Raw genomic sequence first — 19,680 nt, 5'->3', positions numbered from 1 at the left:
CTGATCAACACGGACGATGACAAATTAAGGGCGTTCTTTACTGAGTTGCGTCAGCGAGTACAGCGTTAAATTAGGCGTACATCTCATTCTTTATTGTTCGATCTGAGAGTACGCTAACACGCTGAATGCGAAGCTTCATGTATTCTAGGTGAAGTCAGGAAAGAGGATGTAATTCATGTCAAAAAGCTCAAAGCTTCACAATGAAGACAAACTGGTCAAGAAAGCGTTGGAAATCGGTGAGAAAATGGCCAAGATGCAAGGCTTTGATCTGCCGAAGTCACCGCAACCAGTCAGAGTGAAAGCCGTATATCTGTTTTTGGTTGGTGCCAAACAGATCACGCCATTACCTGACAGTAAACTTGATGGTGCCAATATCAAGCACAGACTTGCGCTTTGGATTCATAGTGCATTGCCTGATGATGACCCATTAAAGTAAATGTGTGTCAGTGGCTAACGCATCTAAAGTGTTTAGCGTTGGCAGAGAATAAACAAAGGCAACCGTTATGTTGCCTTTGTTTATTTTTTTCTTTGAATTTTTATAAAATACTCGAAAGCTTAACATCATAAAATCGGCCCCTTGATTTAAGCAGGAGTTTAGGGCTAATAGTATTCATTCCTGAGGCATAAGCACGCAAGCTAATTCAGTGTCTGTGGTTTTGGTTGTTCCCGCCTAGTTGTGCTTGAAATGCCTTATTTACTATTCATTGATCTAACACTTTATGTAGCGAGCGTATCTAGTGACTACCCTGTCGCATACTAGCTCAATATTTTAGCTATCGCTTAAACATTATTGTCATCGCTTTTCTGTTTAAGTTGCTTATTAGTATGAAGTTTTTACGATTGAGATGCTTTCCGTTATGATGGGTTTCGAAAAAATGATGGTTTGCTAAGTCGATGGCGATGATTTTTGTTGAGTCAGGATTCTAGCCTATTAAATAGGGCGGACGCAGGGCTCATCGCCATATTAAATGGTCGAGGAAGTATTTCATCGACTTAATGTCATCTTTTATGGACAAGGAGAGTGAATGTTTAGAAATAACCACATTCATTATCAATTTAAGAAAGGGGAAGTGATTGCCACTCACCTCCAAACCAATAAATCGGTCACTAAACGGTGCGAAGCATTGACGCATCCGAGGACATTAATGGGTAATTTTTATGAAATTGACCATTGTGTGAAAGTGATGTCTAAAGAAGTGTTCTCAAAATCTATCTTTGATAAAGCACCTATTGCGATTGTTCAATTATTCGGACCATCCGACGGCGGCTACACGAATGTGGAACTTCGAGCATTTAGAGAAGTGATGTTTGGCTCAGGTATTCGTGACGTCTATTTCCCAGATTCAACCTTGTTACTTTCGGGTGTAGATATGATCAATAAGAACTACACCTGCTTCGAAGATTAGAAGGGACAATTGGTAGAGCCAGTTATTCAGCAGTAACTTTGCACGCGTTTTATTTAAATGAAAAGGCCCTTTCGCTACAGAAAGGGCCTTTTAGTATTGATTCTATCTGTTAAATGAAATAACAGTCGTCACTATCTAATCCATGCATCTTGTGCTTTAGCCGGTTTGCCTTTGCGAGGCTGACCACTCAGATAGTAAGCAAGGAACAATAGCGCTACCAGTAAGCCAAAAAATGCGATTAAACTCAGGTGGATAATGGTATCTAGTGCTTGCTTTGCGCTGATTTTGTTGGTGACTGTCAGCGTAATACGACCGTCGTTATTAGCCACGCTTAAAATGGTCCCTTCGATATTTTGCTGTGCGGCTGCGGTTTGTAATACCAGCAGTTCTTTTAGCTGCTCGATGCGGTTGTTTTCATAGCCTCGGTCTAGCTTAGAGCGCAGTGTGATAACCTTGTTCATGTCCTGATTATTCTGTCCAACCCAATCAAGAGTGATAGACGCTTGTTCAAGAGGGGAAAGTGCTAGTGATGCTTTGGCTAATTGCCAAATCTCATTTTTCAAATGGCGCAAGCTTGAAAAGTAATCATCTTCTCTGTTTGTTACGGCCGTATCCTTGACCAGTACTACCCCTTGAAGTGCTTCTTGCCAGCACAATGAGGTATCACATGTACTGGTTGTTGCTTCCTGCCATAGCATCCCAAATTGTTGTTTAAAATCGGTGCAGATATCAGTTAATTGAAGGCTGTTGAATGATGGATTTCCAACTTGATGACTTTCTGTCGATGGAGCGTCGAGGGGGCAATACTGTGTGATGTGCTTGGCGATCTTTTGTAAACTTTCAGGCGTAAACATATTCATTTCACTGCGGTCGCGAATACGGTCATAGCCTCCAATATTATATCCGTAGCTGAGACCTAATCCTTTACTCATTTTTGCTAGTGATACCATGTAGTTGTATACATTTTGCGGCATTTCGGGTGCAAAGTCAGGCGCGTTGGTAACAAAATCTATATACGCATCTATGACCGAAGCATCAGGGGTAACTTTAAAATCTCCTTCAGCTAAAGGGTATTCGAATTGTTTGCAGTACACCAACCTGTTGTTTTTATCGTGGCTATCCAAACATAGGCGCGGCTGAGTAATGGATAGCTGATCACCAGGTCTAAGCTCGTTTGTTGGCCAGTCAGAAGCGCTGTTAATCTGATAGGAAGAATGATTGTCTAAGATTGCTAGGCTAGCCTCTCGCCATTCAAAATGGGTATTGGCTCCAATGAAAAAGGTACCAAATAACAGGCCTATCGCTGCAGCGATGTATCGTGGTTTTTTCTTAACGGAATCTTGCTCCGAAATAGTGTTCAAACCGATGCGCATAACAGCAGATTGGCTCTGCTCTATTTCAAATTGAACATCACAATCTAAAGCTACTGTGTTTTGCCATTGGTTTGGTATCCAAGCCTCCTTGGATTCGCCATTTGGCGCGATGAACACGATCCATGTTTTATTCTCTTTCGTGTTTGTTGCGATGATTTTACCAAAATATCGTTTCACTGACAGAGTGGCCGGATCGGGTTTGGACCTTTCCATTATGAGCAAGAGGAGTGTGGCACTACAAAAGGTAGCGAGAATCACGGCAGAAACCCAATTTGGCCACAGGGTGAAGCCAAGATCAGTGATGCGTAAGAAAATACCGATGGCAGCGATCAGCAGCACTGGCACAAGCAAGTTGTAAAAAGGCTTAGCAAGATGGATATAGCGCGCTTCAGTGGGCGTCACAGGGCGTTCAGATTTGAATACCGCAGGTTCTATTGGCGCATTGTCTTCTGGTGTTTGTATTAATGTCTCAGGCTTTACTTCCCCATCTAGAAGGCTACCTTGTTTATCGGAGTTCGATGATTGATCCAAAACGGTTTGCTCTGAAGCTAATTGGTTTTCTGAGCGAGCGTCACTTACCTCTGTATTTGGCGCTTCGGTCAGGGTGTCATTAACCTCATCGGCAATGCGATAATCGTTCAGACCAAGTATAATGAGTATATCGTCGAACAAAACTACGTCGGCACATATTTTCCCCTCTTCGATATAGTCTATCGCTTTTTCACTCATCATGATGGGATAATTAGCCAGTGCTAAGGCATACATATCCTCGCCTTTGCTATCTTCAGAGGGAATCGCATGAATTTCAAACGGTTCATCAATGCAATATACCTCTGAAGAAGTGACTTCCAATTCCCAAAGTTCGGAGATAGCGGAGCGCTCTTCTTCAGAGAGATCGGTATCTCGTCTATTACTAAACAGCTTTGCTCTTTGCTCTTTTATAAGTTTTTTTTGGTTCTGATATGAGAAAAAAGTCGTGATGGCGTACAAAAGTAGACCGATTTTAACTATTATTAATAACTCTTGCATGAAAGGTAAACCTTGACTGTTATCGAGTTGCAGTCCAAATGACTAATCAAAAAAATTTGCTATGTATAATCTCACTCTTTGGCCAGTATTGTGAGACTTATTGCAATAAACGTGATTTTCTGCGGAGTTTATTTGAGTACACGTCGAATATTATTTTCCTATAAATAGAATTAGCCTTTATTGATAGTTTTAATTTTATTTTCTTCGCTCAAATACATAGTGAGTAAATTGCTCAGACAGTGGATTAAGAAATGAAGATGTATTGCTTTCCATCTCAATGGTTTGAGGCAATAGAAACTCAATGTAACTAACTAAAAATTAGCCACTGTTTAACATTGCTTTCCAATTTTACTCTCTGTTATTTGTTGTGATTGAACGGGTGTGCGGCAGTCAAGGTATTATAATGTTTCACATTTTAGTTTTACGTGGTACCTAAACGTCAATGTCATCATAAAAATGCGTTAGTTTAAACTTAACTCAAATGAGCTAAGCATGTATATTAAAATAAAGTCATAAAATCAGGTATAACACCAGATGTCATTTATAATAAAAGATACACAGTTAAAAGTATTTCCAACAACGGTCGCACAACAAGTAGCAGAGTTTTCTTAAATCCGTAATACTCATTCAAAGCCAGCAAGCATTTAAAGGTTCACAATGCTTGCTTTCGTCATCCTATCTAACCACGTCTTTCTGAATGGCGCTAGCGGCCTTGGCTAGCTCATTTCTACTCCACTCGTTGAGTCCCATGCCAATAGACCAACGACGAAAACAAACATAAACCTATTGGATAACATTCCGCACAGAGCGTTTGAACTTAAGCACGGTCGACATTTATCATTCAGTTCCGAAAATGACGCATCTTATTTGTCTTCCGTTGTTAGCATCGACTTGTACTTAATCATACAAAAAGCAACGGGAGTATAAGACATGTTCAAGAATCTGCATGAAATGGTAGAGCCACTTGTTATCGGCAATGTGTGGGATGTACCAAGTGCGAAGATCGCCGAGAGCGTCGGGTTTTCTGCCATAGGCACGTCGAGTGCAGCAATCGCTAAAAATCTCGGTAAAGAAGATGGAGAAAACATCAGTTTCGAACACCTTTTATCGCTTGTAAAAGCAATGGTCACCGCGACAAAATTGCCATTGACCGTCGATCTTGAATCTGGTTATGGAGCGACGCCTGAAATCGTCGCAAACAATATTATTCAGTTAGTTAATGCTGGTGTGGTTGGCGTCAATATAGAAGACAGTGTCGTGATAGATGGTGTAAGAAGTCTGCGTGATAGCGCTCTATTTGGAAAAACGTTACAAACAGTTAGAGAATGTATTCGCAAAGAGGGTATTGATGTTTTTATTAATGTTAGGAGTGACGTGTTCCTACTCGATGTTGAACAACCTGTTTCAGCAAGTATCGAGAGAATTAAGCGATATGAACAGGCGGGTGCTGATGGTATTTTTCTACCAGGCATCAATAAAAAAGACGATATTAAAGCGGTTGTCGATATCACCTCACTACCCATAAATGTGATGTGTTTACCGGGATTACCTAATTTTTCACAACTGAAAGCACTAGGTGTAAAGCGGATAAGTATGGGCAATTTTGTCCATGAGGCAATGCTTACGTCTTTATCTTCTATCTTACTCTCAATTAAAAGCGAACAGTCTTTTGAGGCATTGTTTGCCTAGCCTAACTATGTTTCAGCCAGGACTGGCTGAAACTGAATTATCTCTTTATCTTCTCGCTAGATCTATCAATCTATATTTAATGGTTGTCTATAGTTTGTTGTCGCTTGTTCAACATAAAGTTTTGAACGCTGTGATTATTTTCAACAAGCTCTTCTAACATCAGTCCAATTTGTTAAAGTACGTCTCGGCCGAGGAGTGAAAGGTACCGAATAGTCACAGGAATAGGGTATTGGTAATACTGGTAAAGAGCCAAGCACTCATTGACTGAAATATACAGGTTGTATTAAGGAAATCAGATTATGCGCTATATTCGCCCTGCTATCTATTCATTAGGTTTGGTAGTTTTTTCTGCAAACGCTTTTGAAGGAGAGAGTTTTCAACATAAAGACTGGTATCTAGCTTGCGATAATACAGGTACCTGCAGGGCGGCTGGTTATTCAGACATTGGGAGCCTGAACCCTGTAGCGGTGATGTTTACCCGTGAAGCCGGTCCTGCAACCCCGATAACGGCCAAGGTGTTTCTGGGGGACGATTATGATTTCGAACATTGGCCCGAGCAGACCAATCTTTATATCGATTCTCAGGATTTGGGGCCGATAAAGCATGACATCCTAACCGCGATGCAGGTTCAGGCGATTCTTGCGGTGGTGACCAAAGACGCACTTATCGAAATTGGTGATGGGCAATCTAACTGGGTGTTGTCTAGTAGCGGTGCCAGCGCTGTATTTCGCAGAATGGATGAATATCAGGGCCGACTCAATACTCCATTTGCCATTGTCGCAAAAGGTCAGCGTGCTGAGTCTAAGGTCAGTCGAGCTGAGGCTGCTCCCAAACTGGTCAGTGTTGGCGGCGATGCTGCAATGAAATCGCTTGATCCTGAGTCGGAACAGTATGAAAGATTACTGCCACAACTGCGCGCGAGCTATCAGGTTGCGGAAGATGAGCTCGGTTGCCATAGGCTGTTTGAAGAGACGCCGTCTATCTCGATTGCCAAGCTTAACAACGGTCAGTCGTTAATTGAGGCATCCTGTTGGTTGGCCGCTTATAACTATGGTTCAAGTTATTGGTTGTTGGCTGAAGGTAACGAGGCGCTACCTAAATATCTCAACATCTCCGGCAATGAGTATTCGCGAGGCATCGTATCTTCCGCTCATAAAGGCCGCGGGTTGGGTGATTGCTGGAGTTTTGAAAGTTGGTTGTATGATGGCGAAAAAATGGTTCGTTCAAGCGATAGGAACACGGGGTTGTGTCGCGGAATTGCCGCAGGAGGCATAGACTCAATGCCTACCTGGGTGAGCGAAGTGGTCTTCGCACAAGATTCGAATAAATAACCATGTTGTTATGACGCAGGCCAAGTTAGTCAGTGTTTTGAGGGCCTTGGGACCAAGGTTGTACCAAAACCTCATTTTAAGAGGTGCTTTAAACTTAAATTCACATTTATTGGCCACGTTCGTTTTAGTTGTTTGAGCGTGCTCATTGCGCAATTTCCACCATTTAACTTGGCATCATGGCTGTGCTATTTGCCTTGCTAACTTCTCACGTTAAATACAGGCCACGCCAAGTATGTTTTTGATGAGCGGTCGATTAATCAATGTAGAGTCTGGCATTTTGCCAATCTATGAATAGGTCGATATATCATCTGGCACACTGCTGGCTTTAGAGGAAGCTAAATGAAAGAGATAGAAAAACTACAAGTTGTTGATTTGCTTGGTCGCTTACTCGAAGAGCACTATGTTTTACCTTTGGTAGGTAAGGCGTTGAACTTTATGCTTCAGCAAAACTATCATCGAGGTAGATATCATGATGATACCTTGATAGAGGGCTTTATAGAAAAGTTAACGCAGGACGTACTCGCGCTGTGCAAGGATAAGCATTTCAAGATTATAGTTAATGGTTCTCTAGTTCCTCCTGAACAGCGATTCATGAGTACAAACTTTGGCTTTGAAAAATTCGATTTTATTACCACCGAAGTTGCTTACTTAAAGCTATCTCGCTTTTGCTCTCCTTCTTTTGCTTCGCAAATTGCTCATGAAACTATGGGTAAAATGGCAGGCGTGAAGCACCTTATTATCGACGTTCGAAAGAATGGAGGAGGGCACCCTGATATGGTTAAGCTAATCACGTCATATTTTTTTGATAGTAATCAATCAATTTTACTTAATACAATTCATTGGCGAGATGTGCCTAGTCCAGAGGAATGGTGGACGGAGACGGATATTAATAGCTACCCTGATCTGAATTTATATGTGTTAACGAGCCGAGATACCTTGTCTGCTGCTGAAGAGTTCTGTTACAACCTCCAATGTTTAGAGCGAGCTGTGTTGATTGGTGAAGTAACAGGCGGTGCTGCTCACCCTTGTCGGTTGTTCGAGCTTACTTTAGGCTTATCGGTTGCCATTCCTGTCGGTAAAGCAGTCAATCCGATTTCTAATCGAAACTGGGAGCAATGCGGAGTGATCCCCGATATTGCCACAAATTCAGAAGATGCACTGAAGGTAGCGTTCGAGAAAATAGGTTTAAAAAATGCAAATTTGGACTTTCTTGATCAGCATTAAAAAATAGCACAACAAACCCTTCAAACTGGAGTCGTCGGTACACGCCCAGACATTTATCCGATCATCACTTTGAAATCAGCTTGCTGTGGGATAGGCTTCTAACAAATCAAGCAAGGATGTACTAAGTAATGCGTGTTGATTACAAAAAGCGGTTAATTCCAGTGATTCGATATCTGGAAAAGCATTTCAACCAGCCTTTAAACCTGCCAGAGGTCGCTGCCTTGGCTAACCTTTCTCCATACCATTTTCACCGTACGTTTAAAGCCGTGCAGGGTGAAACTTTGGCTGACTATATTCGCCGACTCAGATTGGCCGCTGCTGCTGACGATTTGTTTAAGTCTAAACAGCCGATACTCAACATTGCGCTTGAGTATGGTTTCTCTTCTTCGCAAAGTTTGGCTAAGGCCTTTAACCAGCATTTCGGCGTCACTCCAACGGCATTCAGAGACTGTGAAAACTATCAAGAGTTTTCCGAGTTAGCACGAAACAGCAAGATTGGACACACATTGCGCAAGAATGGAAACGAAGTCGAGAGAGGCGAACCATATACTGACTCCGAACCAGCAATATGGAGCAAGACAATGGAAATTCAAAACTTTGAAGCAACAAAATTAGCTTACGTTCGAGTGACAGGACCTTATGGCGAAGGGTATCAGGAACCATCCAGTCGTCTTTATCAGTGGGCCGGAATGAAGGGGCTAGCAGGGAACACCTGCATCTTTATTTTTCACGACAATCCGGAAGTGACACCGAATGATAAATGCCGCACCGATATCTGTTTGATGGTGCCAGAAGATACTGAAGTGCCGAGCAATATTGAACTGCAAGACTTTCCGGGGGGTGATTACGCGGTGATGCGTCAGAAGATCACCGAGCATACTCAGTATTCTAAAGCATGGGATGACCTAATGAGTAACGTGATTGATTCAGGAATTGAAAATGATGATCGTCCCTGTTTCGAGCTTTATCACAGCTATGACCCAGAGACTCAGCACTCTGATGTGAGCTTTTGTACTGCGATTAAACAGTAGTAGTCTGCGCTATTGAACAAACGGCAAACAACAAGCCTTCAAACTGGAGGCTTGTTGTCTGTTTTCACTATCCACTAGGTCATGGCTCAAGTATCGTTAGCTCGGTTGAATAACCAGAAAAATTGCCACCGCAGCCAAACTTGCTCCAAAGCTGCGATTGATTGCCACCATCTTCCTCGGCGACTCAATAAAGCGAGTCAGCATTGAGCCGAAGTAGGCCCAAATCAACATACCAATAACACCTGTTATCACCATCACTCCAATAATAAAGACGACCTGAACGACATAGTTGCTGGCTGGCGAAACGAATTGAGAAAACACCGTGATGGAAGCGACCCAACCTTTTGGGTTAAGGATTTGTACCATTATGCCGGACAAAAAGCCGGACTTTTTCACACTGGCATTGTTGTCGAGCTCCATATTCGCAATCCCCCATGCCATATAGAGCAAATAAGCCGCACCAAGCCACTTGAGGGCCAAGTAAAGAGTCGGATAGAGAGCCAGTAGTCCAGCCAGTCCGACACTCGCTCCCGCCAGAATGGCGATCACACCAACGGCGTTACCGACAATAAAAGGTAAGGTCGCGCTCACTCCATAGCGGCTGGAAAGGCCAATCAAAGCGATATTACCCGCGCCTGGTGTCATAGAAATTGATACTGCGAACAGCAGAAACGCTGTCATCAACTGAGCACTCATTGCTCACTCCCGTAAAGTCATGGTTTCAATATGAGACTCAGTCTACCGATATTGGTAGGAATAAAATTGCTATTTGGGTTATGGTAATAATCAATTTGAGCAAGTAATTTCTAAAAATACTATGAAAAAGAAAGAATCCACCAATGTTGAGTTAGATAGTACTGATTTTTCCATTCTTGAACGTATCCAGCGAGATGGCCGCATCAGCAACAGCAAGTTAGCTGAAGAGGTCAACCTCAGCGAAACACCATGTTGGCGACGTTGGAAAAAAATGGAGCAAGAAGGCTACATCGAAGGTTATGCAGCAAGACTCAACCGTAAAAAACTTGGTTTTCAGGTTTCGGGTTTCACTTTGGTCACACTGGGAAGTCATGAAGTAGAAAACACGGACCCGTTTGAGGACTATGTGGCGGAATCAGACTGGATTACCATGTGCCACTGCATTGCTGGTGGGGCAGATTACATCGTACAGGTAGTAGCAAAAGACTTAGATGAATACTTTGAACGGATCAGTTCTATACGACGAGTTAAAGGCGTGAGCGCCATTCAGTCCAACGTATCGGTTAAAGAGATTAAAAGTACATTCCAACTGCCTTTAAATTAAAGGCGATTTTACTGGTCGTTAGATCCAAGACCATTCTGATAGAGGGTCAACTTCGGGTCGTCAGGGTATAAATGGTGACCACTTATACCCACTGCCTTCAAAAAGGGTCAGCGGTTTGCTTCACGCTATGAGATTTCAGGAAATAACATAGCAACTTTGCGTTGAAAACCGTCATAATGCCCGATATTGATTGAGACAATCTGGCCAAAGAGCCATTGTCATAAGTGTTAAATAGGAATGTGCTTGATGCGTAAATCAGATAAGAAGACTGAAAATCAAATTAGAGAAGTGTTAACCGAAGTGTGTGAAGATACGTTAAAGAGCTACGATGGCTTTCTTTGGGTGACTCATACGGTCAAATACGCTTCTTTTCCTCAGAGCTTAGAAGTTGTCTGCGTATTCGACACGAAGCAAAATAGAGCTAACTTCTTAGTGGGAGAAGGCCCGCAGCATGTCTCACTCACTATTCAAAAGGCATTCAATAAGGTTGGCGTCCGGATTAAGAGCGTAGACAAGCAAATACGCTATGATACTCAGGAAAACGGATAGTGCGCTCAAATCTAGTTGTCGCGATAATACAAGGTTTTGTATTGGGAATGTCGATATAAACTCTGTGGTTGAATATGGTCCTTTTTCGATATTCAAATACGTATTTGTTTTCGGTACAACATATAGGGAGAACAGCACAGCGCTATTCTCCTCCGAAGAGTAATTGCCGTGGTTTACTTTTCTCTCCTACTGGATAGCAAACCACGGCAGCGTATGCCAAGTGGGTCAACAAACGCCACTTACGCTCCTTTAAAGCGTTTTAGACTCAAAATTTCAGCCAATATTTATCCGGAATATTTCGCGTGTCATCGGATAAATTGGGGTTGGGGATATTGAACACGCGACGCTGTTTCATTTGTGCTTGTTCAAAGGTTTTCTTCACTAAGGCTGAGTTGTTGAAAAATTCCACAAAAGATCCATCTTGATAAGCTTTTTCAAAGCCAGAGTTCAGGAGATCAACAACGGCTTTGTTCTCTGCGGTCGGTGAGACGAACAAGAACATAGGAAATTTGTAAACCAGCATCAACTGACTATCGACGACTAAGTTTGGATACTGCTTTCGTTGTGCCAATTCACTGTAGGGTTCAATGACGGCTCGAGGAAATAAGTCCGCGCGGCCAGCGTCGACGATTTTGAAAATGCTCTCAAAACTGGGTACTTCTTTTACCTTAAACCCTCCGGCTGAAAGTACGCCGACATCTGCCCAACCTTCGCCTTGAATCATGCTAAGTTTTTCAAGTTCCGCTTTGGTTGCTACATTCGATAACTTGGCTTGTGTGGTTTTATTGGTAATGAAGATTCGATGTCCTAGTAAGCCTCGAAAAACCGGGTAACGAATTGGCACAAGTTGGCTTTCGAGTTTCTTATCGGCTCCCAACCAATCAATGGTCATTTTCCCCTCTTTGAGCAACTGTACTTTTCTCGATTGGGAATCGACTGGGCGAGAATAGGGCTTGATGGTCACTTGCTGCCCTGATTTGTTGGCAAGAAAGCCAATCAGTTCGATGGCGTATTTGTCGAGATCTGAACCATCACGTGGGATCGGGTGAACAATTTCAACGGCCGAGATACTTGTTGACGAAAACAGCATCAATACCGCATAAAGCCCGTTGCGAAATAGTGTACTCATCAGACATTCCTTTTTTGCTTGAACACTTTAAAACCTAGTCAACAAATCCTTTGTGTCAAAGTTATCAGTTATGGTGTTTGCGTGCGTATAGAGGTACATACTCTAGAAGAAAAGAAGAAGGCTCAAACCGCGCTCTGAGTGAACCGCGTCAACAGCGGGAGAGGTAACCATCTGATGTTGGGATGTTTATGGGTTTAATCAAAAAAGCCAGTTCGCTCCCTAGTTGTGAGTTGATTTTCAAGGGGCTTAAAGACCGCGTACAGACTAATTTGAGTGATGACTGAGTGTCAAGCCACGCTCTAAGCTGTCAGTGCGGTATTTGCTTGGTGTCTGATTAAACATTTTCTTGAAAGCGTATATGTAGGCAGAGTCAGACGCGTAACCTAATTCGATAGCAATTTCTTGAATACTCTTGTTTGAACTGAGTAATTGCAGAGATAAAACCAACCGAATGTTTCTTCGCCACATTGCAAAGGATTGGGCAAACTCTTTTGCGCATAGTCGCGACAGAGTTCGCTCAGAAGCCCCTACTTTTGTTGCCCAATCTCGCAGTGTGAATGACAAATCAGGTTGCTGTTTAAGTTGGACAAAAATAGATAAAAGACGTTTATCTGTAGGAATGAGCAGGGGTATCTCGTAGCAGCTTGCCAATGCTATTTGATCTTGCAATACCATCAGCAAATGGGTGATGTTGGACTCGGACTGTGCGCGAGTACCGTTGTCAAACAAAACAAGTATCAACTCTTTTATGAATGGGCTGACAAAACAAGATTTCGGTTGAGCGCCATACTGAATGAATTTGTCTGGGTTAAGATAAATCGCTAGAAATTGAGTATCGGTAATGGCGATGGACTTGTGAACTGTGTTAGCAGGGATGTAAAGCATGCCATTGTGAGGCACTACCACACACTTCCCCCCTATATCCGATTGCAATAACCCTTCAATAGGAAAGATGATTTGATGCCATGAGTGCGTATGAAAGTCATCAACGTAGCCTGAACTCATCGCCGTTGTTTTGGTAATGAATTGCTTCTCAGGAAATTCTAATATTAGATCGTTGGCTTGCATAGTTGTCTGTTTATCTATATCGGTCGTCGGGTAGTATAAAGTGCACCATATCGATTTGATATAACATCGTCAGCCAATCGTCACACACAAGGCTGAAAGATGCATATTCACTTTATTATTCATGAATATTTCGAACCCCCAGGCGCCTATGAGGCTTGGGCAAAAAGTCACGCTCACACCATTACCTATTCTCGGTTATACCAAGGTGAAACGCTTGCTAATGATGTCCAAGATATCGATTTTCTGATTGTGATGGGAGGGCCTCAAGATCCAGTGACAACCACTGAACAATGTGCTCATTTTGATTCTAAAAGGGAACAGGCAGTGATTCGAAACGCCATTGACGCTGAAAAAGTGGTCATTGGTGTCTGTTTAGGGGCGCAATTGATAGGTGAAGCTTTAGGAGCCCAATACAACCACAGCCCAGAGCCTGAAATTGGTAAGTTCCCGATCACGCTAACCGATGCTGGCTTGGCACACCCGCTATTTGACCACTTTGGCAAGGAGCTAGAAGTAGGTCATTGGCATAACGACATGCCAGGAGTGACCACTGATGCACAAATCATTGCTCACAGTGAAGGGTGTCCGAGACAAATTGTTGCGTATAGTGATCGAGTCTTTGGTTTTCAGTGTCATATGGAATTGACTAAAGATGTCGTCGCATTGTTGATTGACAACGACGATCTCAGTCAAGCGGCAAGGTATCGATTTGTCGAGGAACCAGACGTATTGCTCAGCCACGACTATGAAGAAATGAACCAAAAATTACAGGAGTTTTTAGATAAGCTACAAAATGTTTATCTATCAAAGCCCTAAATAACGATGTACTCGTTTTTAATACAAATACGGCTCAGAAGAGCCGTATGTGTCCCCAGTGAAGCTCATTAGATGGGCCATAAAACCACACGGCATTGTAAACATGCATAGCGATGTGGTTTATGGCATGTAGACCAAACAATTAGCTACTGGGTTGGTTGTTAAGCAAGGACAGGTTAGCTACAAGAATTGTGCGTCAACCATTTATCCACTTGCCCCTGATTTTGCTCCAACCAGCTTTTTGCTGCGTCATCAACCGACATTTTTTGATAGTCAACTAACATCGCGGCCAGAGCGATTTGTCCGTTATCCAGTTTGAACGAGTTAATAATATCCGTTGCACATTGAGATTTTTGATTGAGTTTATTTGAAATGGCGATTTTCAGCCACCCGCCAGTTGGGTTGCCACAGTCCCATTTGAAATTTGGGTTAACACCCCATGAGGCTTTTTGCTCGCACTGTTCATCGTATTTAGGGAACTCAACAAACTTTCCAGGATATTTTGCTTCAACCCAGTTAGGAGACCAGTTAAAAATGAGTAGCGGCTTTTTCGCGGCAATATATTCATCAATCTTGGCATTGATTTCTGCACCATCTTTCAGGGTTACGACATCAAACTTGAGGCCAAGTGCTCTGATCCGCGCTGCATCTGGCTTCTCCCAAGGCCCTGTATAGTAAAGCCCTAGTTTTCCACCTTCCGCAAACTGTTCATGGCAGCTTTTCAGGGCATTCCAATCCGGTAGTCCGGGGCAGCTCTGCTCAACATAATCAGGGTACCACCAATCCTCTCGTGTGGTTGCTGTATGAGTCCCCCCATCAACAATGTTGCCCTTGTCGATGAGTTGATAAAATTTTGATGCCATTGAGCCTTCCCACACTTCAACTTGTACATCAGCTTCATCGTGAGAAAGTTTGTACCACTGCGCTCGCGCATTCGCATCAACATACTCGATGGGAACGCCCTTTTGACTGAGTAGATCCCCCAGCACTTTGGTCAATACTTGCTGGCTGGTCCAGTCAAGAGAAAGAAGCCTGACGGGTTCACTGCTGTGTGAGCTGAAAGATAACCCTGCAAGCGAACAGGCTATCAACGTACGTACTGTATTCATAAATGGTACCCCTTCCAGATTGACTCTTATAGTGAAGGAGGTGATAGCAAAATTTGCAAGTCGGGCGCATTATTATGCTGGATGCCGATAATAAGGTTAACCGTTGAACGGCATTTTTATTATTGCTTTGTGAGTCCCATTTGCGTATTATGCGCCCGCTTATTCAACTATCAACTAACTGTAAAGGAGTAAAAAATCATGACAAATACATCATTATCCTTTGCAGGTCTTGTCCTATAAGTAGCAGGAAGCTCTCTCATAAATCCCTTTTTTAAGGTATTCGCTTTCTTATAAAGCTACGCCCTAGTCAACTGACCTGCCAATACGTTTTTCGTTTTAAATCCTATTTAAAGGTATTGGTACTATGGGCAAATCCGTCCAAAAGATCACTGAAAACGTTAGCCTTATTGCGTCTACTGATACGTGGATTGAAGGGCTAGCAATACAACAACTGATTAAAACATCAAAATTAACAGGCATGCAGCAAGTTGCTGGTATGCCGGACTTGCACCCTGGAAGAGGTTATCCGATTGGTGCAGCATTCTTTACAACCAGCAAAATTTACCCTGCATTAGTGGGCAATGATATTGGTTGTGGTATGTCGCTTTGGCAAACGTCAGCAAAAGTATCCAAGGTTAACTTAGATAAGTTAGCGAAGAAGTTTGGGCATGTCGAACAGCCTCTAGACGATAGCTGGGCAGAGCACATTGCCGCGAGAAAATCAGAAAAAAGCATTACCACGAATGCGTATGACTATGCACTAGGCACTATCGGTGGCGGTAACCATTTTGCCGAGTTTCAGGCGATTGAAGAAGTGTACCAACAACAAGCTTTAGATGAACTTGGGTTAAACAAAAAGCATCTACAGCTACTTGTGCACTCTGGCTCTAGAGGTCTAGGGCAATCGATTTTAGTCAACCATGTAACCACCCATAACCATGACGGCATCGAAGTCGGAGACGCGGTGGGCAATTTCGCAGATTACCTGCAAAAGCATGATGAAGCGGTACGTTGGGCTGAGCTAAATCGAGAACTTATTGCCAAGCGATTTCTTGACGCTATTCGTGCCAAAGGTGAGTGCGCTCTGGATGTGAATCACAATCTAGTTTCAGCCAAAGAAATAGAGGGCCAGCAAGGTTGGTTACACAGAAAAGGAGCGACCCCAAGCGACAAAGGCTATGTCGTCATTCCAGGTTCACGCGGAGATTACAGCTATTTAGTCAAGCCCATTGAAGGTGCAGATGAAAATATGGCAATCAGCCTTTATTCACTCGCCCATGGCGCTGGCAGAAAGTGGAAACGCGGGGAATGTCATGGCCGGTTGGGGCATAAATACAAGCGCGAGGACTTATATCGTACCGCTCTGGGCAGCCGTGTGGTGTGTGGTAATAAGGAACTTCTTTATGATGAAGCACCGCAAGCGTATAAAAATTGTGAAACCGTCATTAACGATATGGTTGATGCGGGGTTAATCGAGGTCGTAGCAAAATTACGCCCCGTGTTAACGTTTAAAACCAATGGAGAGTGTTCATCATGATATTACTCCAATTATCGTCAGGACAAGGTCCTATCGAATGTTGTAAGGCCATTGGTTTAGCGCTAAAAGCGATTGAAAAAGAATGTCGGGCTGAAAACATAGAGCTGGATGTCGTGGATATCCTTGCTGCCGATGATAAGGATTGTTTCAGATCCGTACTGCTAAAGCTGGATTCACCATTTGAGGAGAGAGCCAAGCAATTGGCTTTCTCTTGGCAGGGCGCCATGTTGTGGGTGTGTCAAAGTGCCTTTCGACCTAAACATAAGCGTAAGAATTGGTTTTTCAGTGGCCAAATGTTCGAAGTCGATGAGTCAAGCCTAGATAGCGGTGTAACGTATCAAACGTGCCGGGCATCGGGGGCTGGTGGTCAGCATGTCAATACAACCAATTCGGCGGTGCGTGCCACTCACACGGAAACAGGTGTTTCCGTGCGGGTTGAAAGTGAACGTAGCCAACATGCCAACAAACGGCTAGCCAGAGCCTTATTGTTTCAAAAACTAGAAATGATGAAGCAAGAGCAAATGACTTCTCAAGAAAAAGCACGTTGGCAACAACATCGGGAGCTTGAACGGGGCAACCCTGTAAAGACATTTAAAGGCGAAAAGTTTGTCGCTGTGACGAGAAAAAGTCGCTAAGCCCAAATCAACGAGGATTGAATATGACAAACTTACTTTTTATATGCAGTCGAAATCAATGGCGTAGCCCGACAGGAGAACAAGTGTGGAGAAACCACCCCAAAGTCTCCGTAAGGTCAGCTGGCACGAGTCCTAAAGCACGCAAGACTGTATCCGTTAAAGACATTCAATGGTCTGACATTATTTTTGTGATGGAAGAAAAACACAGAAGTCGCTTAAAGTCTCAGTTCACTCGACTTTTAGACTACAAAGACATCCATGTGCTCGATGTTCCAGACGAGTATCAGTATATGGATGAAGAGTTAATTGAAACTATGAAGCAATCGGTTAGCAGCTATATAGGAATAGCTGCACCATAAAACCCACAAATTATTAGAGGATAGAACAATGTAACTCCATCAAAGCACAGCAAATGAGTAATCTCGCAAGCCACAAAAATGCGGGAGAACGTGCTGTGCCTATTTCAATGACAGCTAAGCAAGTTGCTTAGTGTTAGTTAAATAGACATGGAGTTATAACATGAGATTTAAATATCCTCGCACCCCTCATTTACCTTGGTCACCGGGTGCTACAAAGGATGATATCTACCAAGGCGATTTAAGTCACTTTGAAGGTAAGACAGTCGTTGTTACTGAAAAAATGGACGGCGAAAACACCACCTTGTATTCAGATTACGTGCATGCCCGATCTATCGATAGCCGCTTCCACCCATCGAGAACGTGGGTTAAGGCTTTGCAAGCTAAAATCGGATATCGGATTCCAATAGGATGGCGTATTTGTGGTGAAAACCTCTATGCAAGACATTCAATTGCTTATGACGCGTTGACTAGCTATTTCATGGCTTTTTCAGCATGGAATGACAGAAATGAATGTTTAAGTTGGCAAGAGAGCAAACTATTTTTCCAACAGCTAGGGCTGGAAACACCAAAAGAACTCTACCTGGGGCTTTGGTGTGAAGAGACGATCCGCAATATTGATTTAGATATTGAACATCAAGAAGGTTATGTGGTGCGAATTGCTGACCGCTTTCACTTTAATGAGTTTCCTCAGTGTGTGTCGAAATGGGTGAGAACTGATCATGTGGTCACGGATCAACACTGGATGCATGCTGAAGTGATACCTAACGGACTAAAAGATACGACAGGAGGCGAAGGTGAAAAGATTGAATAGATGGCTAGAAAGCTTAGCCTTAGATCATTCGCCTGATTTCGCAGAGTGCAGATCATTTTTAGCGAGCCATTTTCCGTTGTTGAATGAGTTTGAAAATACAGAGCAAGATAAGGAATGGCACGCGGAAGGCAATGTTGCTATTCATACAGACATGGTGCTACAGGCGCTGTATGCCTTGCTATCTTCAAGGGCCACGCATATCCAAGGAGCACAAAGACAAGTCCTAATTTTGTCGGCCTTGCTTCATGATATTGCTAAACCACTCACAACTCGACGGAGAGACATTGCAGGTGTTGAACGAGTGGTAGCGTCTGGGCATGAAGAAATAGGCGCTAGCTATTTGGCAACGCGTTTAATGGAATTACCCCTTGCTTACAAGTCTGTAATGCAAATTATGGGGTTGGTCGGCTTTCATCAAGTACCGAAACTTTTGGTGGTTAAAAACCAAGGCTATAGTGATTATTTTCGTTTATCTTTAAATGCCAATTTGGAGCTCTTATATTGGCTTGAACAGGCTGATATGAAAGGACGAACGTGCTCTGATTTAGATAAACAAATTGATTTACTTGAACAGTTTCGATTGTTTGCAGAAGACTATCAGCTTTGGGGTATCGAGGATCCTATCGAGTTTCATCTAAGAAAAATACAGCTTAAATCTTGTCAATCTGAGCAGGCTTTTCTAGATGGTTATGCCATCCATCAGCTTTCACATGGGGATATTAGTACGGTTGAACAGGCAATAGCGAAAAACTATGAGCCATGCCAGCATTACAGTCATTTATACCTGATGTGCGGCATGAGTGGCAGTGGTAAATCGACTTGGATCGAGAAGAACTTAGAGGGTTACGACGTGATCTCTCTTGATCAAATTCGCAAAGAGCTAAACGGAAAACGTGATTGCCAAAAGAATCGAGGGCAAGTTTTACAGCTGGCCAAAACTCGATTGAAAAAAGCGTTGGCAAATAAGCGCAACGTGGTTTGGGATGCTACCAATATCCGCAAAGATTTCAGAAATACTATCTGTGAACTGGGTGAGAACTATGGAGCGTTAATCACTATGGTTGTTTTCCAACTTAAGGAAAGTAGCCTCCGTGTGAATAACCGCAATCGCCAATACGCGGTGGGTGATGAGGTAATCTCTAGTCAACTGACCAAACTTGAATGGCCGTGGCCAACTGAAAGTCACCGATTTTTGGTCATTGGGGAGAATGGCTCAGAGTTATACAGAAAAGGGACCTTTAGTTAATATCTAGCCTCTAAGCTAACAATAAATTTAAGTTACCT

Annotated in this window: 19 protein-coding genes; 14 read left to right on the top strand and 5 right to left on the bottom strand. The window is 43.0% G+C overall.

Annotated elements, in window-relative coordinates; genetic code table 11:
- Positions 1-175: 175 nt before the first annotated feature.
- Positions 176-436, top strand: coding sequence for a DUF5062 family protein (locus OH455_RS08365; RefSeq protein ID WP_269981051.1), 261 nt, complete (start codon positions 176-178; stop codon positions 434-436).
- A gap of 589 nt (positions 437-1,025) precedes the next feature.
- Positions 1,026-1,406, top strand: a complete 381-nt coding sequence (locus OH455_RS08360; RefSeq protein WP_045977571.1) for a hypothetical protein — start codon at positions 1,026-1,028, stop codon at positions 1,404-1,406.
- 131 nt (positions 1,407-1,537) lie between these two features.
- Here the strand turns inward: OH455_RS08360 and OH455_RS08355 are convergent, their stop codons facing one another.
- Positions 1,538-3,808 (bottom strand): hypothetical protein, encoded by a 2,271-nt coding sequence (locus OH455_RS08355; RefSeq protein ID WP_269981050.1) that lies wholly within the window; start codon positions 3,806-3,808, stop codon positions 1,538-1,540.
- 930 nt (positions 3,809-4,738) lie between these two features.
- Between OH455_RS08355 and OH455_RS08350 the strand changes: the two genes are divergently transcribed.
- From OH455_RS08350 to OH455_RS08335, 4 genes are all read left to right on the top strand, one after another.
- Positions 4,739-5,497, top strand: a complete 759-nt coding sequence (locus OH455_RS08350) for an isocitrate lyase/PEP mutase family protein (RefSeq protein ID WP_269981049.1) — start codon at positions 4,739-4,741, stop codon at positions 5,495-5,497.
- A 299-nt stretch (positions 5,498-5,796) separates the two neighbouring features.
- Positions 5,797-6,828, top strand: a complete 1,032-nt coding sequence (locus OH455_RS08345; protein ID WP_269981048.1) for a DUF1176 domain-containing protein — start codon at positions 5,797-5,799, stop codon at positions 6,826-6,828.
- Positions 6,829-7,167: 339 nt separating this feature from the next.
- Complete coding sequence (locus tag OH455_RS08340) at positions 7,168-8,052, top strand: S41 family peptidase (RefSeq protein ID WP_269981047.1); 885 nt, start codon at positions 7,168-7,170, stop codon at positions 8,050-8,052.
- 128 nt (positions 8,053-8,180) lie between these two features.
- Positions 8,181-9,083: an AraC family transcriptional regulator gene (locus OH455_RS08335; RefSeq protein WP_269981046.1), complete on the top strand. Its 903-nt coding sequence runs from the start codon at positions 8,181-8,183 to the stop codon at positions 9,081-9,083.
- 96 nt (positions 9,084-9,179) lie between these two features.
- Here OH455_RS08335 and OH455_RS08330 read toward each other — a convergent pair whose 3' ends face one another.
- Complete coding sequence (locus OH455_RS08330; RefSeq protein WP_045977579.1) at positions 9,180-9,779, bottom strand: LysE family translocator; 600 nt, start codon at positions 9,777-9,779, stop codon at positions 9,180-9,182.
- A 121-nt stretch (positions 9,780-9,900) separates the two neighbouring features.
- Here OH455_RS08330 and OH455_RS08325 point away from each other — a divergent pair, with 121 nt between their 5' ends.
- Positions 9,901-10,383 (top strand): Lrp/AsnC family transcriptional regulator, encoded by a 483-nt coding sequence (locus OH455_RS08325; RefSeq protein ID WP_045977593.1) that lies wholly within the window; start codon positions 9,901-9,903, stop codon positions 10,381-10,383.
- A gap of 246 nt (positions 10,384-10,629) precedes the next feature.
- The gene (locus OH455_RS08320) at positions 10,630-10,932 is read left to right on the top strand and encodes a Fis family transcriptional regulator (RefSeq protein WP_206373985.1); all 303 of its coding nucleotides are present in this window, start codon (positions 10,630-10,632) and stop codon (positions 10,930-10,932) included.
- A 265-nt stretch (positions 10,933-11,197) separates the two neighbouring features.
- Here the strand turns inward: OH455_RS08320 and OH455_RS08315 are convergent, their stop codons facing one another.
- Positions 11,198-12,061, bottom strand: a complete 864-nt coding sequence (locus tag OH455_RS08315; RefSeq protein WP_269981045.1) for a hypothetical protein — start codon at positions 12,059-12,061, stop codon at positions 11,198-11,200.
- Positions 12,062-12,325: 264 nt separating this feature from the next.
- Positions 12,326-13,129 carry a helix-turn-helix transcriptional regulator gene (locus OH455_RS08310; protein ID WP_045977583.1) on the bottom strand — a complete coding sequence of 268 codons (804 nt, stop codon included), beginning with the start codon at positions 13,127-13,129 and terminating at the stop codon, positions 12,326-12,328.
- A 99-nt stretch (positions 13,130-13,228) separates the two neighbouring features.
- Between OH455_RS08310 and OH455_RS08305 the strand changes: the two genes are divergently transcribed.
- The gene (locus OH455_RS08305) at positions 13,229-13,945 is read left to right on the top strand and encodes a glutamine amidotransferase-related protein (RefSeq protein WP_269981044.1); all 717 of its coding nucleotides are present in this window, start codon (positions 13,229-13,231) and stop codon (positions 13,943-13,945) included.
- A 176-nt stretch (positions 13,946-14,121) separates the two neighbouring features.
- Here OH455_RS08305 and OH455_RS08300 read toward each other — a convergent pair whose 3' ends face one another.
- On the bottom strand, positions 14,122-15,054 hold the full coding sequence (locus OH455_RS08300) for an ABC transporter substrate-binding protein (RefSeq protein ID WP_045977585.1): 933 nt from the start codon (positions 15,052-15,054) through the stop codon (positions 14,122-14,124).
- A gap of 364 nt (positions 15,055-15,418) precedes the next feature.
- Here OH455_RS08300 and OH455_RS08295 point away from each other — a divergent pair, with 364 nt between their 5' ends.
- The 5 genes from OH455_RS08295 (at position 15,419) to OH455_RS08275 (ending at position 19,642) form a co-directional block, all read left to right on the top strand.
- On the top strand, positions 15,419-16,591 hold the full coding sequence (locus tag OH455_RS08295; RefSeq protein ID WP_269981043.1) for an RNA ligase RtcB family protein: 1,173 nt from the start codon (positions 15,419-15,421) through the stop codon (positions 16,589-16,591).
- Positions 16,588-17,226, top strand: a complete 639-nt coding sequence (gene prfH, locus OH455_RS08290) for a peptide chain release factor H (RefSeq protein ID WP_206373991.1) — start codon at positions 16,588-16,590, stop codon at positions 17,224-17,226. Before OH455_RS08295 ends, prfH begins: the two co-directional genes overlap by 4 nt.
- A 23-nt stretch (positions 17,227-17,249) precedes the next feature.
- Positions 17,250-17,585: a low molecular weight protein tyrosine phosphatase family protein gene (locus tag OH455_RS08285; RefSeq protein ID WP_269981042.1), complete on the top strand. Its 336-nt coding sequence runs from the start codon at positions 17,250-17,252 to the stop codon at positions 17,583-17,585.
- 160 nt (positions 17,586-17,745) lie between these two features.
- Positions 17,746-18,396: an RNA ligase family protein gene (locus tag OH455_RS08280; protein ID WP_206369201.1), complete on the top strand. Its 651-nt coding sequence runs from the start codon at positions 17,746-17,748 to the stop codon at positions 18,394-18,396.
- Positions 18,380-19,642, top strand: a complete 1,263-nt coding sequence (locus OH455_RS08275) for an AAA family ATPase (RefSeq protein ID WP_045977589.1) — start codon at positions 18,380-18,382, stop codon at positions 19,640-19,642. Before OH455_RS08280 ends, OH455_RS08275 begins: the two co-directional genes overlap by 17 nt.
- Positions 19,643-19,680 lie beyond the last annotated feature (38 nt).

It is taken from the genome of Vibrio sp. T11.5, assembly GCF_027587155.1.
Taxonomy (GTDB): domain Bacteria; phylum Pseudomonadota; class Gammaproteobacteria; order Enterobacterales; family Vibrionaceae; genus Vibrio; species Vibrio neptunius.
This window is presented reverse-complemented; position numbering and strand designations above follow the sequence as displayed.

Excerpts from the sequence above, each read along its gene's own strand:
- OH455_RS08365 (WP_269981051.1), top strand. The coding sequence starts at position 176 with ATGTCAAAAAGCTCAAAGCTTCACAATGAAGACAAACTGGTCAAGAAA.
- OH455_RS08360 (WP_045977571.1), top strand. The coding sequence starts at position 1,026 with ATGTTTAGAAATAACCACATTCATTATCAATTTAAGAAAGGGGAAGTG.
- OH455_RS08355 (WP_269981050.1), bottom strand. The coding sequence starts at position 3,808 with ATGCAAGAGTTATTAATAATAGTTAAAATCGGTCTACTTTTGTACGCC.
- OH455_RS08350 (WP_269981049.1), top strand. The coding sequence starts at position 4,739 with ATGTTCAAGAATCTGCATGAAATGGTAGAGCCACTTGTTATCGGCAAT.
- OH455_RS08345 (WP_269981048.1), top strand. The coding sequence starts at position 5,797 with ATGCGCTATATTCGCCCTGCTATCTATTCATTAGGTTTGGTAGTTTTT.
- OH455_RS08340 (WP_269981047.1), top strand. The coding sequence starts at position 7,168 with ATGAAAGAGATAGAAAAACTACAAGTTGTTGATTTGCTTGGTCGCTTA.
- OH455_RS08335 (WP_269981046.1), top strand. The coding sequence starts at position 8,181 with ATGCGTGTTGATTACAAAAAGCGGTTAATTCCAGTGATTCGATATCTG.
- OH455_RS08330 (WP_045977579.1), bottom strand. The coding sequence starts at position 9,779 with ATGAGTGCTCAGTTGATGACAGCGTTTCTGCTGTTCGCAGTATCAATT.
- OH455_RS08325 (WP_045977593.1), top strand. The coding sequence starts at position 9,901 with ATGAAAAAGAAAGAATCCACCAATGTTGAGTTAGATAGTACTGATTTT.
- OH455_RS08320 (WP_206373985.1), top strand. The coding sequence starts at position 10,630 with ATGCGTAAATCAGATAAGAAGACTGAAAATCAAATTAGAGAAGTGTTA.
- OH455_RS08315 (WP_269981045.1), bottom strand. The coding sequence starts at position 12,061 with ATGAGTACACTATTTCGCAACGGGCTTTATGCGGTATTGATGCTGTTT.
- OH455_RS08310 (WP_045977583.1), bottom strand. The coding sequence starts at position 13,129 with ATGCAAGCCAACGATCTAATATTAGAATTTCCTGAGAAGCAATTCATT.
- OH455_RS08305 (WP_269981044.1), top strand. The coding sequence starts at position 13,229 with ATGCATATTCACTTTATTATTCATGAATATTTCGAACCCCCAGGCGCC.
- OH455_RS08300 (WP_045977585.1), bottom strand. The coding sequence starts at position 15,054 with ATGAATACAGTACGTACGTTGATAGCCTGTTCGCTTGCAGGGTTATCT.
- OH455_RS08295 (WP_269981043.1), top strand. The coding sequence starts at position 15,419 with ATGGGCAAATCCGTCCAAAAGATCACTGAAAACGTTAGCCTTATTGCG.
- prfH (WP_206373991.1), top strand. The coding sequence starts at position 16,588 with ATGATATTACTCCAATTATCGTCAGGACAAGGTCCTATCGAATGTTGT.
- OH455_RS08285 (WP_269981042.1), top strand. The coding sequence starts at position 17,250 with ATGACAAACTTACTTTTTATATGCAGTCGAAATCAATGGCGTAGCCCG.
- OH455_RS08280 (WP_206369201.1), top strand. The coding sequence starts at position 17,746 with ATGAGATTTAAATATCCTCGCACCCCTCATTTACCTTGGTCACCGGGT.